Below are 13,919 nucleotides of genomic sequence, written 5' to 3'. Positions count from 1 at the left end.
ATTCCTTTAATCAAAATGTAACATTTAATGTGACCGCCATGGTCTTTGCCTTCGGATACTGGTACAGATCTACACCCTGATTAAAGTCGCCGTCAAAAGAAGACGCCTCCGGATCATAGCCCTTATATTTTGTGAAGAGAAAATAATTCTCTGCACTCACGCCCAGTACCGCCGAGCGCAGATGACAACGTTTCAGCCATACCGATGGCAGCCGGTAACCAAGGGTGATATTACGCACCCGCAGGAACGACCCTTTCTCAATATTATAACTGTCGATCTCACTGTCAAATCCATCACCGGGCAAACGTAAGGCGGCATTCATTGCATCCTGATGATCCGGTGTCCATGCATCCAGCAAACTGCTGTAACTATTGGTGACCGGCGCCGCATTCTCCATGATCAGCCGGGTCAGGTTTGCCAGACTATGACCATAAATCACCTGCAGATCAACCGCCAGCGAGAAATTCCGATAGTTGACCGTATTGACAATGCTACCTTCGAAATCAGGCATTCCATTTCCCAGCACGGTTCGGTCTCCGGCGTCTTTCACTTTATTATGATTCAGATCTGCATATTTGAGATCTCCCGGTTTCTTGCCATACACCGCCGCTTCCGCCGCTTCATTTGTACTCCAGGTACCCAATCTCTGATAGCCATAAAACTCATTCAGCGGTCTGCCCTCCATAATACGTCCTGCCCACGGATACATGATATCTCCGTTCAGGTTAAGCACAAGTGATCTGTTCATAGAATAGATCAGCGACGTATTCCATGAGAAATTTTTTCTGCGGATATTCTCTGTCGTCAATGATAATTCAAGTCCTCTGTTACGGATAGAGCCTATATTATCAAATACACCCTCATATCCGGAGGTAGATGGCAGCAACTTAAAGTATAGCAGGTCTTTGGTGATCCTGTTATAGATGTCTGCGGTGAACTGCACTCTCCGGTCCACCAAAATAGCATCCACACCAAGATTCAGCTGATGCGCCCTTTCCCATTTGAGATCACGGTTGCCCAGCCCCCCAAGCGTAGCAGATGGCTCTACCTGTCCGCCAAAAGGCGTCTGACCACTATTAATCCTGCTCTGCGTCACATAATCACCGATATCAGAATTGCCCACGATACCATAGCTGACACGCAACTTCAGACTGTTAATACTACTGACGTCCCGCAGAAATGGCTCCGACGATAAACGCCACGCAGCTGAAAAGCTGGGGAAATAGCCATAGCGGTTATTCGCACCAAAACGGGAGGATCCATCCGCCCGCAGGGATATCCCAAGCAGGTAGCGATTATCATAGTCGTAGTTGAAGCGCATGTAAAATGAATTCATCGCATTCCGGCTTGATCCCGACGTTGGCCGCTGTGGTACAAGACCTGTCTGCAGACTATTATACGAGAAGAAATCATCAAAGAATCCTTCACTGCCCGCCTGCGTATTCATACTGGCAAAGTAATACCAGCTGGCCCCGGCTACGCCTGTCAGATGATGTTTCCCGAAGCTGTCCTTCCAGGTGAAATAATCTTCTGAAGTCCAGGAGCCTGTCTGACCATGCCCCCTTGTCGCCACCCCTTGCTGTACATCGGAATAACCGATAATATCTCTGCCGGAGAAATATAAATTATAGCTGGCGCCTGTTTGTCCGCTGACACCTGCGGTAAACTGCAGTTTCGGACTCAGATAAAAAGTAGCCAGCAGATTGCCCATTGTATAAGTACGTCCTGCCACCGACTGTACCTCATTCATCAGCCTCACCGGATTTTCAGAACTCTCTGCACCCGGATAATCTGCCTTCCGGGAATAACTGCCATCCGGATATCTCACCGGGAAAAAAGGCAGAAACTCATAGATCTGGCGCACGGCATTAAGGCCGAATGTATTGATGTCAACGTTATTCTGTTTGAATGCACCACTATTGAGCACGGTCTGAACATGCAGCCACTTCTTTACATTCCATCCGAGATTGATGAAACCATTCACCTGACGGGAATAACTGTTGATCAGAATTCCCTGCTGATCATTATAGGAAAGTCCTGCCAGCGCAGAAATATCTTCTTTACCCAATGAAAACGACAGTGCATGTTCATGCGATACCGCCAGACGGCTGGCTTCTTTCTGCCAGTCAGTATTATACTTTGGCGTACCATCCGGATTAAACAGGTCTTCCTTCCGCGAGAACTGCCTGTCCGGATCAAGATGCGGTGCAATACGTCCCGGCTGATATGCATACTCCCGTTTAAACATCTCCAGCGCTTCGTTAGCATCCATCAGATCTATTTCCCGCGCCAATGTGGCAAAACTGAGGGTATTACGAAAAGAGATCGCCGGTGTATTTTTACCGCCTTTCTTCGTCGTAATGGCAATCACCCCATTAGAACCTCTGGCGCCATAGATAGCAGAAGCCGCAGCATCTTTCAGCACATCTACCGACTCCACAATATTCGGATCTATGTTCATCGGATCAGCGCCAACAATACCATCGACCACATACAGCGGACCGTTATAGGCATTGATAGAACCGGTCCCCCTGATCTTTACAATAGGATTGCCACCCGGTTTGCCCGAGTTGATCATCACACTGACACCCGCCACTTTACCGGCCAGTCCCTGCATGACGTTTAAAGTTGTAGCCCTTTCATTCAGCTGCTCTCCTTTTACGGTACCGATGGCCGTGGTCAGGTTCTCTTTATTGGCAGAACCATAACCGATCACTACCACTTCCCGCAGCGCAGATGAACCGGCCTGTAACATCACATCCTGCGGGGCGACCAGTGAAACGGCCACCGCCTGATCCTGAAAACCCAGCAGGGAGAAACGTAAAGTATCACCCGGACCAGCGTCTATACGGAATGCGCCCTCTTCATCCGAAATTACCCTGCGCCCTGTACCCTTTACGATGATACTGACACCGGGCAGCACATGTCCTTCTGCATCCGATACACGACCTGTGTGTAACAGCCGTGGAGCGGGACCGTTCACAGGCTTCCTTTCCTCAAGGATCAATATGTTACTACCCCTCAGCTCATATTGTAAAGGCGGAGGCAGTAGTCTGAGCACCTGCTCAACTGAAATATTTTTTTTGCTGATACTAACCTTACCACTACGGGCGATTTCCGACGGATTGAATACAAACCGGAATGCGGTAGTGGCTTCGATCTGTTCAAATACTTTATCGAAGGACTGATTGACGACCTGTATGTCAACCATCGTACGTTTCAGATCTCTTTCGGAGCCTGTCTGTGCCGCGACTTTCACAACCATCACCAAAGTGCATAGGAATAACAGGCAGGCCATTTTAATGGCGCGCATATGCAGGCACTCCGCAATTCTCTTTTCATAACTTCCCATTATCACTTCATCCGAACAGTTGGATCCGGTCAATGATGTGGCTGCGCATCATACACCAGGTATTCCTCACAACCTGGTTCCTGCCGGTAGTTGAAACCATATATATCGCATAACATGCGTAGAATGTCCTTTAGAGGCTCATCCTTGCCGAATCTGGCAGAAAGCAGGGCTGAAGCTGTCTTTTGTCCGTCGAAGCTGATATGCGCCTTATAACGGCGTTCCAGCGTACGGGCTATACTTTCAAAACTGGCATTCTTAAATACCAGCAATCCCTCCCTCCAGACGCCAAAATCAGCCGCACTGATATCGTATCTGTTTATTTTGCCAGCCGTTGCCTGATATACCGCCTGTTGATCGGCACCAACAGCAACGTCTGTATTCTTTTCCGTCCTGACAGCCACTTTACCGCTGCTCACGGTAACAGTAACCGAGTCTGCAGGAGCATAGGCGTCAACATTAAAACTGGTCCCCAGCACCTGTACATCCAGCTGACCGGTATGTACCAGAAAACCTTCTTCCTGCCTTGGGGCGATTTCAAAATAACCTTCCCCTTCCAGCCATATCTCCCGGCCGTACTGTTTTGCATAACGTATTTTACTATCCGCATTCAACCAGATGATACTGCTGTCTGGTAATGTGATCTTCCTGATACTGCCTTTTTCAGCCGTTTCCGTAATCATCATACCAGCACTTACCGATGCCGTACTACGGTTAATAGCATAATACACTCCTCCTGCTGCAAGCAATACCGCGATACTGGCAGCTGCCCACCAGTAACGGGCACGGGATCTGACTACCCGCAACGGCGCCTCTGCCTGACTGATCTCCCGGTGGATCCGGGAAAAAAGCAGTTGCTCTAATGCCACGCGCTGATCTGCACTTAGCTGCTCCGTAAAACCCTTATGCGTCCCGAAAGAGGCATACCACGCATCTACCTCACTGATCTCCTCCGCGGAGGCCGTACCTTCGAGATATTTATCCAATAATTCTTTTAACCTGGTGTTGCTTATGTCCATAGTTTCTAAACATTAGACACCTGAAAAGCGTCCTACCGCCACTGTATTTAAAATTTGCTGAAAATTTCCCATCCCAGCAGTACCAACAGCACCAGCCAGAACAGTGTAAAGTTATATTCTTTCAGGCGTGAACGCAGTATTTTCAAGGCTTTTACCATGTGTTTCTCCACAGTATTGACCGATATACCGAGCCTTTGTGCAATGTGCTGATACGACAAATGTTCCTTCCTGCTCAGAAAAAACACCTCCCGGCACTTTTCCGGCATTCCCGCACAGGATGCATCTATCTGCTCCTGTAATTCCTTCAGCTGCAGATTCGTGGCGGCATCCGCCTGATACAGGCCATTGTCTGCCAGCATATGCTGCTGATAGGTATTACGCACCACTTCAGCCCGCACCGCGTTCAGTACTTTATTTTTTAATGAGATATGCAGATAATTGCGGAGAGAGGTCCGTAACTCAATCGTTTCTCTTTTCAGATACAGGTTCACAAGCAGACTTTGAACCATTTCCATAGCAGTTTCCTGTACTTTTACGCGGCGATATGCCGCATCCAGCAACTCCTGCCAGAAACGTCTGAAAATTTCTTCGAATGCTTTGTCGTCCCCCTTCTTCACCAGGAGGAATACGGCTTCATCGGTAAACGTGGAAAAATCTTGTCGCATCGCCTGAGTTCAAACTACCGGCTAATATAATCGTTTTAGCACAAGTTTCTAAATCTCTCCGGAAATTAGCGATGCGGAGATTTTCAAGGTCTGCTGATGGAATAAGGTTTATCCTCCGCCTCCAGTCCACGGCCCTTCGCCGGCGCTTTACCCATTTCCAGCACCAATACCCCGCCATTGGTAATATCCGTATGCCGGATCCAGTTATGGGGATAGGGACGGCCGTTGAGTGTGGCAGATTGTATATAGACATTCTCCGGACTATTATTACGCGCCTCTACAATAAACTTTTTCCCGTTTTCCAATGTGAGTGTCGCCTTTGGAAACACCGGACTCCCGATTACATATTCATCCGTACCCGGACATACGCTGTAAAAACCAAGGGCACTCATCACATACCATGAAGACATCTGCCCCTGATCCTCATCACCGGGATAACCGTCCGGACCGGCATTATACAATCGTTTCATCACGTCTCTCGCGTGCAATTGCGCCTTCCACGGCTGACCGGCATAATTGTACAGATAGATCATATGCTGTACGGGCTGATTACCATGCGCGTATTGTCCCATATCAGCGTTGACCATTTCCGTCATCTCATGGATCATCTGACCATAATAGCCAACGTCTACTTTATTCGGAGAACTAAAAACAGAGTCCAGCTTAGCAATAAAACGGGCTTCCCCTCCCATCAGATCAATCAGGCCCTGTACATCATGAAAAACCGACCATTGCCAGTGCCACGCATTCCCCTCCGTATATGGACCACCCCATTTTACAGGATCAAAATCTTCCACCCAGCTACCATCCAGTTTACGTCCCCGCATAAAACCAGTGGTACTGTCATACTGGTTTTTGTAGTTATACAGACTACGCCCGAATACATACTGATAGAATTGATTCCCCGTCAGTTTAGCCAGCTGGTAAGCACAGAAATCATCATACGCATACTCCAGCGTCTGAGAAGTACTGCCATGTGACTCCGGAAAACTCACATACCCCAACTGATAATACTCCTTCCAGCCCGCACGACCGTTAGCACCACCCCATGGACCTTTATTCATCGCCTCATGGAAATAAGCATCCAGCGCCTTCTTCGGATCAAACGTCCGGATACCTTTTACCCACGCATCCGTCAGCAACGAAATAGCATGATTGCCCAACATACCTCCGGTCTCTCCGGGAAAAGACCAGGCCGGAAACCAGCCACATTGCTGCTGCGCATCCAGTAACGCCTGCATATAACGACCTTCCATCGTCGGATGCAAAATAGTATTCAGCGGAAACTGAGCCCGGAAGGTATCCCAGAAACCATTGTCCGTATACATATAACCACTGTGTACCTTGCCATCATACGGACTGAAATAATGCGGAGCGCCTTGCGCATCATATTCGAAGAACTGATGAGAAAACAGATTGGCACGGAACAAGCAGGAATAGAAGGTGGCTTTATCTTCCTCCTGACCACCTTCAACCAGCACCCGGTTGAAAAGCGTAGTCCAGCTTTTATTGGCAGCAGCTCTTGTCTGTTCCAGACTTTTAAATCCACCCAGTTCGCGTTGCCAGGTCAGCTCCGCCTGTTCAGCACTGATATAAGAAGAAGCCACTCTGGCCTGTACCTTTGCACCATTACGAAAGCGTATAAATGCCCCCATTCCCTTACCCTCTCCGGAAAGCGAATCAGCGAAAAGCTGCCCCTTCACATTCTCCCATGTACCCACAGCTTCAAATGGCTGATCGAAAACGATGACAAAATAGTTGCGGAAGTTCTGCGGAATAAAGCGTCCGTTCGTAACATACCCTGTGATCTTTCTTTCTGCAGGATGGATCTGTACACCACTCAGCGCATTATAACCATCCAACACAACATAAGCCGGGGTCTTAGCCGGAAAAGAGAAACGCAGATGTGCCCCTCTCTCCGTCGGCGTTATCTCAGCACTTGTCTTGTTTGCAAAAATTACTTTATAATAATCCGGTCTGGCCGTTTCATCTTTATGACTGAACGCCGCCGCCCGTTGTTCTTCATTCACCTTCAGTTCACCGGCAACCGGCATCAGACTGAATACCGCATAATCTCCTACCCATGGACTACATTGATGTACCTGCTGAAAACCACGGATTGTTGTAGCCTTATACTGATACTTCCAGCCATCTCCGTTATTGCCGGTCTGCGCTGACCATGCATGCATCCCGAAAGGCAGGCCTGTCGTCGGATAAGTATTCCCATGACTAAGGGCATATTCAGAATTCGTACCCTGTAACGTATTCGCATAACTGACCAGATCCTTTTGTTGTGCAGACGCCATCATTCCGGCTCCACACAACAACGTTGTAATAATTTCCCTAAGCATAAAATGTAATAGTGTTTTATCGTCGTTGAGACACCTGTCTGTATAAGACACCTCAGATGGCGGTTACCGCCAGTGAGAATCAGGAGAGCGCCCTATTTTGCTTCAGCCCCTGTAATCGGTTACAAACCAATCTTCGAATAAGGTACTCTGATTCCCTTCAGTCTGTAATAATACGGGTCCAGCCATGCGCCTTCACAGCCATCCAGTCCGCAGGCAGAGAAGTTGACACTATAGGTCAGCAGCAACTCATTCCGGCCATTGTTAAACTCCGGATGAATAACCGGCGTATAATAACGGGTGTATTGTTCTTTAAAATATTCCAGAATCGTATACACCTTGATCTGTGCGGTAAACGGCCCCGTCGGAGAGGTGGAAGTAGCAATGTATACGCTTCTGTCAGGATCACAGTTGAATCCCTGATCCAATGTCATCAGGATATATTTTCCATTCAGATAAGCTACGCTGTTACTACCTCTGGCGTCTGCAATTTTCGAAGCAGATCCTGCCACCGGACTGGAAGTCCATGCAGATCCACTCCAGTATTGCCATTGCAGGGGACTGCTTTCAGGGAATCTGGCAACATGTATATAACTGCCATAACCGAAACTTGTTGCCTCGCTGCCAAAAGCATACACATATCCATCCCCGGGTTTTACCAGACCCGTTGAATAGCTGATCGCTGTATAGTTATTAAACCCGTTTGGCATAAGACGTTCCGCCGTCCATTGTGTACCTGCACTTTGTGTCAGTCTGTACAACGACTGATTCGTTGCATTCAGACCATTTCCTTCACCGCACTGCATATAAACTTTATCTCCGATCTCCACACCGGGACCGGGCCAGCTCCAGGTAGTACCCGACTGTATATTACAGATCTGTTTGGGTTTACCGGAAGTACTGTTAGGAATGGTCATGTTGGGCGAATTGTTGGGGTTCCAGTCTGTTTTGGACGGTTGTATAAATATAGAGTTATTGTAACTGAAGAAATGTCCGCAGTTAAACATACCGTTTGATTGTACCTGCGATCCGTCCCACGCATCCTGTGTTACCCAGAGTACCTTTCCATTATTGGAACCCCATGTCAGCGGAATCGTATTCCCCTGATCAAAGGCCGCGGATCCCAGACTGGCACTGTTACGATTAAAATAACGTACCACCTGATCATCACGATAGGTATCCGGTGTAATTTCAGTAATTGTCCAGTACTGTTTGTTATCGCTCACAGTAGTCTCCTGAATGACCTGCGCACCGTTTCCGGTAGCGCCACCAGCTACTGACAAGGACAGGCTATTGCCTTTATTGACGATGCGGTATTGTCCGCTGCCAATATCTGTAAGACTCCATAACTGCTGATCAGCCAATAGCGGGAAAGCCGCATACTGCTGCAACACCGTACCAGATGTGCCGGTACCGGATGGCACATCTATCAGTTTACCACTGTGAAGATTACGGATATGATAATATCTCGTACCATTAACTGTTGTCTGATAAATCAGATGCCATTTCTGCCACCTGTTTGTTTCTGTACCTGACAGGGAAGTCTCCCATTGTTGCAACAGGGCGTTGTCTTTAAATTTAGCGTTTTGCACAGGATTTCCTGCCACTTCGAGGAATTTGCTGCTCTTGACATTTCTTATGCTTACAGTAAGGTAATCAGCTGTAATTGCCTGTGTAATACCTACTGTATTATCGGCATTCTGTGGTTTTTCAACAGGCGTCAGCAAACTTTGTTTGCAGGCCATGAATGTCAGCAGACTCATTACCAGCATCGCCGGACTCTTTTTCATAATGTGGATTTTAAAGGTTAAGTATGAGGTTGATAACAAGTGTATAGGCGCTCTCCACATTATTAGACACCTGTAGAAAGGATGTCCGCCACTCCCCTTACCCGGTCCTGAAAAATAAATTTGCGTAGCCAAATAACTACACATATATTTGTAGTCAAATAGCTACATAATGAATCTAAGACGTGATGTATTTCAGGCTATAGCAGACCCTACCAGACGGGCAATACTGTTATTAGTGGCTTCGCAGTCCCTGACAGCAGGCGCAATAGCTGCCAACTTCGACACGGCAAGACCTACCGTTTCGAAACATCTGCAGATATTGATTGAATGCGAATTATTAGAGCAGGAACAAAGCGGCAGAGAGATCTATTATCACCTGAACCCTAAGAAGATAAAAGAGATTGCAGATTTCATCGAACCGTTCCGCCAGTTATGGGACGACAGGTTTAATAAATTAGAAGCGATTATGAAAAACTACAAACCTAAAAAATAGTATACTATGGAACCGAAAACCAAAGTCCATGCGGAAGACGGTAAACAGGAAGTCATCATAACAAGGGATTTTGACCTGCCTGTAGAACTGCTCTTTACCGCGTATGTAGAACCGGAAATCATAGAACAATGGATGAATACAAAAGTACTGAAGCTGGAAAACCAGAAGTATGGCTGCTGGGAGTTTCAAACATCAGATCCTAAAGGAAACGTAGTGTTTACGGCGAATGGCGTGTATCATGAATTCGTTCCTAATGAGAAGATCACACGCACTTTTGAAATGGATAATATGTCCTTCGGCGCACAACTCGAATTCCTTGAATTTGAAAAGCTGTCCGATGATACCAGCAGACTTACCATGCATGTCGTATACAAGTCTGTGGCAGTGAGAGACCAGCTGATGCAGTTACCTTTCCGTCAGGGTATCAATATGGCGCACAATAAATTACAAGAGATCCTGAACAAATTAAAAACTTCACATCATGAGTAAGCGTAATAAAATCATCTATTGGGTAGCCACACTCTGGCTTTCTTTGGGCATGGTATCCACCGGTATCGTACAAATAATTAAAGTAAAAGCAGAAACAGATGCCTTTACGCACCTCGGTTATCCAACCTATCTGATGACGATACTCGGTATCTGGAAATTATTGGGTGTAGTGGCCGTTCTGGTACCACGCCTGCCTTTATTGAAGGAATGGGCATATGCAGGATTCTTCTTTGCAATGTCAGGTGCCATCGTTTCACATATCACATTGGGGGATCCTGTTACACAAATATTGCCCTCTGTATTATTGCTTACACTAACGATCGTATCGTGGTACTTCAGACCAGCAGAAAGAAGAGTACCTGTCAGAACATTACAAGCGGCATTCTGAATATAACGACTCCTGCAATGCGCAGGAGTCGTCTTTTACTACCTTATTTGTGATCCCGCATGGAGATATAGGTCTGCAACACGACAGAAGCCATTACAAAGCACAGTCCTACATAAAAAGAGACATTCAGCTCTTTCCCCTCATTGAAAAACAGAAATGCCAGTATAATCGCGTAAATAGGCTCGAGATTAAAACTCAGATTCACCGTAAAAGCCGAGAGCTTTTTCAATGATTCTGCAAATAAAATATATAAACCTACCGTACAGAAAGAGGCCAGTAACAGCAGATACAGCGTATCCTTCAGATCAGGAATCAGACTCTCCACCGGAAAGAAATGCAGATATACCGGCATCAGTAATCCGAGGCCGATAGTCGCTCCCATCATCTGATAATAATTGATCTGTTTACTATCATATTGCCTTACCAGACGCTCATTGTAAATAGTATACAACGCAGCAAAAGAAGATGATATCACACCCAGACCGATCCCCAGCTGATAAGAAGTATCAAAATGAAAAATCAGACTGATCCCCACTAGTGTCAGGCCGCTCAATATAAGCGACGAAAGCACGAATTGTTTCTTGTTGATCAGCGGCTCGAAAACTGCCGTAAAGAATCCTGTCAGAGAATAACAAACCACTCCTATCGAAATGTTGGAATACTTGATACTGGCATAAAAGAACACCCAGTGTATAGCAATGAACATTCCGATCTTTGAGACATCGAATTGCTCTTTTAAAGGAAGATTGGTTTTAATCCTGAATAATCTGAGAATGAAAAACAGGATTGCAAAGGAGAAAAATACCCTGTACCATACTAACAATCCTTCGTTGAGAGAGATGAGTTTACCAAAGACACCCGTAAAACCAGCGAGTATTACCGCGAGGTGTAACACTAAAAATGACTTTTTCATAAAAGACTTACCTGCCCGTCCTCAGGACGGGATATTTTAATATTTAAAACAAATGAAACTTTGAAGTACGACGCACTGTCCGGTAGATAGCCGGCGCGTTACTTCATCCAAAAGTTGAAGAATATTAAAATTAAGGAGGTGAAAGGCAGCCTTTTTTGTTCATATTTAATGTTAATGTGCCTCCAATTTAATAAAACATATTGAGTTTTTCTTACTAAAAGTCCATCGTCCTATAAACTGTAGCTCCAGCATACCGCCTGTCCCTTTCATCCGCGAATATATAAATATTACCCGAATCTGTATAATTTTCACCGCTCCCCCTACCCCATCTTTGCATTATCAAATCATGCAAACAATGAAAACAATATTCATAACAGGCGCCTCCTCCGGCATAGGTAAAGCAACAGCTAAATTTTTCCAAAGCAAAGGATGGCGGGTGATCGCAACCATGCGTTCTCCTGAAAAAGAAACAGAGCTCACTCAACTTGAAAACGTGTCCCTCCTGCCATTGGACGTCACTGATCTTACACAAATTCAGACCTGTGTCAATGAAGCCATTCAGCGCGCTAAAATTGACGTTGTTTTCAACAACGCCGGACACGGTCTGTACGGCCCTTTGGAAACATACAGTGACGAACAGATCACCGGTCTTATTAATACCAACCTGATTGCTGTTATCAGAATCACACAGGCATTTATTCCTTACTTCAGACAGCAGGGCGGCGGTATCTTTATCGCGACTTCCTCCATGGGCGGTATGACGGCCTTCCCTTTCAGTGCCATGTATCACGCTGCCAAATGGGGACTGGAAGGTTTCAGCGAAAGTATGTACTTCGAACTTTCCAAATTCAACATCGGTATCAAGAACATCCTGCCCGGTGGCGTAAGAACAGATTATGTAGGTCGCTCTATGGCTTATGGAACGAAAACAATAGCCGCTTATCAGCCTGTCATGGATAAGGTCGAAAAAGTAATGGGCAATCTCATGCTGCCTGAAAATCTCACGCCGCCCGAAATCATTGCTGAAACAGTTTTTGAAGCCGCCACCGACGGAAAAGACCAGCTCAGATATGTAGCCGGCGAAGATGGCAAACAGTTGTACGAAACAAGACTGAGCATGGGGTCAGAAGCCTTCAGACAACACTTTGATAAAGTCTTCTTCGGACACGATCTGTAGACAATTCCTAACCTGATTATTATTGTACCTTTATATGATGGCAGACAACATTATCCAGATAAACAGTATCAGCAGACTGCACGAAATCTATGATTGCGGCAAACCGCAGCATCCGCTTATCTCGATCATTGATTTGTCTGCCATCAAACATCGTATGTTCGATGAAGATGTGGCCTTCCGGATGTCGTTTTATACCATCTCCTGCAAACAGTTCAAAGGTTGGTTTAATTACGGTCGTCAGACATACGATTTTAGCGAAGGTTCCCTGATGTTTACCTCCCCGGATCAGGTACTGCGATCCGGGCCTGATGTACCTGTTGAAGAGGGATGGGCGCTATTCTTTCACCCGGACCTGATCCATGGTACCGAACTGGGACGTACCATACACCAGTACACCTTCTTTTTGTACGACCTCAACGAAGCCCTGCATATCTCTGACGAAGAAAAAAGCATCCTGCAGGACTGTATCGCCAAAATAAAGCGTGAATACGGTCAGCATATCGATAAGCATACAGAAGGATTGATCATCAAGAATATTGAACTGCTGCTGAGCTACTGCGAACGTTTTTATGACAGACAATTTTACACCCGCAGAAAAGAAAGTAATGATATCGTACAGCGCTTCGAACGCTTATTAAGAGATTATTTCTCGCAGGATAATCTGACAGAACACGGTCTGCCGGAGGTAAAATACCTCGCCGGACAGCTAAATATCTCCACCAGCTACTTAGCTGACCTCCTGACCAAATACACCGGTAAAACGACGCAGGAACACATTCACCTGCAATTGGTCGATAAAGCAAAGTCCCTGCTACTCGGCACTGAAAAACAAATCAGTGAAATCGCATACGAACTGGGCTTTGTCTACCCCTCCATTTTACCAAACTTTTCAAAACAAGTACAGGTCTTTCCCCCCGGGAATACAGAACAAACTCCTGATATAGTTATTGTTTCTTTATTCTACGTTAATGCTACGTTTTTAACGTAGCATTAACGTAGAATAAGTATAGTCAGACTATAGTCAGACCATCCGGCAGCCTACCCGGATCAGCATCGTCATCAACCTTTTTGGAAAAAATACCAAACAAACAGTACATTAGCTGATACAGACGAATGCAATGACCAAATCTGAATGAAATATGAAAAAACTACTCTCTCCGGATCCGGCGAAGATTGAACCATTACCACATGAGCCAACGCATGACAGGGCGCCTGATGCCATCGCAGCAGGAACACCACAGTGGCTCAAAAAAGACCTGATCGGATTACTGGGAGAAGAGCAGGTGCT

General features: G+C 46.2%; 11 protein-coding genes. 5 read left to right on the top strand and 6 right to left on the bottom strand.

Features of this window, described 5'->3' with window-relative positions; genetic code table 11:
- Positions 1-10: 10 nt before the first annotated feature.
- The 5 genes from FEF09_RS25075 to FEF09_RS25055 form a co-directional block, all read right to left on the bottom strand.
- On the bottom strand, positions 11-3,313 hold the full coding sequence (locus FEF09_RS25075) for a SusC/RagA family TonB-linked outer membrane protein (RefSeq protein WP_261387755.1): 3,303 nt from the start codon (positions 3,311-3,313) through the stop codon (positions 11-13).
- A gap of 68 nt (positions 3,314-3,381) precedes the next feature.
- A complete protein-coding gene (locus FEF09_RS25070; RefSeq protein ID WP_146307660.1) occupies positions 3,382-4,368 on the bottom strand; it encodes a FecR domain-containing protein in 987 nt (328 codons plus the stop codon).
- 47 nt (positions 4,369-4,415) lie between these two features.
- Positions 4,416-5,033 carry an RNA polymerase sigma-70 factor gene (locus FEF09_RS25065; protein WP_146307659.1) on the bottom strand — a complete coding sequence of 206 codons (618 nt, stop codon included), beginning with the start codon at positions 5,031-5,033 and terminating at the stop codon, positions 4,416-4,418.
- Between the two features lie 83 nt (positions 5,034-5,116).
- Positions 5,117-7,384 (bottom strand): GH92 family glycosyl hydrolase, encoded by a 2,268-nt coding sequence (locus FEF09_RS25060; protein WP_146307658.1) that lies wholly within the window; start codon positions 7,382-7,384, stop codon positions 5,117-5,119.
- Between the two features lie 119 nt (positions 7,385-7,503).
- Positions 7,504-9,171: an RICIN domain-containing protein gene (locus FEF09_RS25055; protein WP_146307657.1), complete on the bottom strand. Its 1,668-nt coding sequence runs from the start codon at positions 9,169-9,171 to the stop codon at positions 7,504-7,506.
- 169 nt (positions 9,172-9,340) lie between these two features.
- Between FEF09_RS25055 and FEF09_RS25050 the strand changes: the two genes are divergently transcribed.
- Genes FEF09_RS25050 through FEF09_RS25040 form a run of 3 tightly spaced genes read left to right on the top strand, consistent with a single transcriptional unit; the run spans position 9,341 to position 10,541 of the window.
- A complete protein-coding gene (locus tag FEF09_RS25050) occupies positions 9,341-9,664 on the top strand; it encodes an ArsR/SmtB family transcription factor (protein ID WP_012792431.1) in 324 nt (107 codons plus the stop codon).
- 6 nt (positions 9,665-9,670) lie between these two features.
- Positions 9,671-10,153: an SRPBCC domain-containing protein gene (locus tag FEF09_RS25045; protein WP_146307656.1), complete on the top strand. Its 483-nt coding sequence runs from the start codon at positions 9,671-9,673 to the stop codon at positions 10,151-10,153.
- Positions 10,146-10,541 (top strand): DoxX family protein, encoded by a 396-nt coding sequence (locus tag FEF09_RS25040; RefSeq protein ID WP_146307655.1) that lies wholly within the window; start codon positions 10,146-10,148, stop codon positions 10,539-10,541. The genes FEF09_RS25045 and FEF09_RS25040 overlap by 8 nt, the downstream gene beginning before the upstream one ends.
- A gap of 43 nt (positions 10,542-10,584) precedes the next feature.
- On the opposite strand, the gene FEF09_RS25035 is transcribed toward FEF09_RS25040, so the two are convergent.
- Positions 10,585-11,454, bottom strand: a complete 870-nt coding sequence (locus tag FEF09_RS25035) for a DMT family transporter (protein ID WP_146307654.1) — start codon at positions 11,452-11,454, stop codon at positions 10,585-10,587.
- A gap of 355 nt (positions 11,455-11,809) precedes the next feature.
- Between FEF09_RS25035 and FEF09_RS25030 the strand changes: the two genes are divergently transcribed.
- Entirely contained in the window at positions 11,810-12,631 is an 822-nt protein-coding gene (locus FEF09_RS25030) for an SDR family oxidoreductase (RefSeq protein WP_146307653.1), read from the top strand.
- A gap of 34 nt (positions 12,632-12,665) precedes the next feature.
- The gene (locus FEF09_RS25025) at positions 12,666-13,619 is read left to right on the top strand and encodes a helix-turn-helix domain-containing protein (RefSeq protein ID WP_261387754.1); all 954 of its coding nucleotides are present in this window, start codon (positions 12,666-12,668) and stop codon (positions 13,617-13,619) included.
- Positions 13,620-13,919 lie beyond the last annotated feature (300 nt).

Source organism: Chitinophaga pinensis, assembly GCF_007896845.1.
In the GTDB taxonomy this organism is placed as follows: Bacteria; Bacteroidota; Bacteroidia; order Chitinophagales; family Chitinophagaceae; genus Chitinophaga; species Chitinophaga pinensis_C.
Note: the sequence above shows the minus strand (reverse complement) of the source record. Positions and strands in the feature narration are given on the sequence as shown.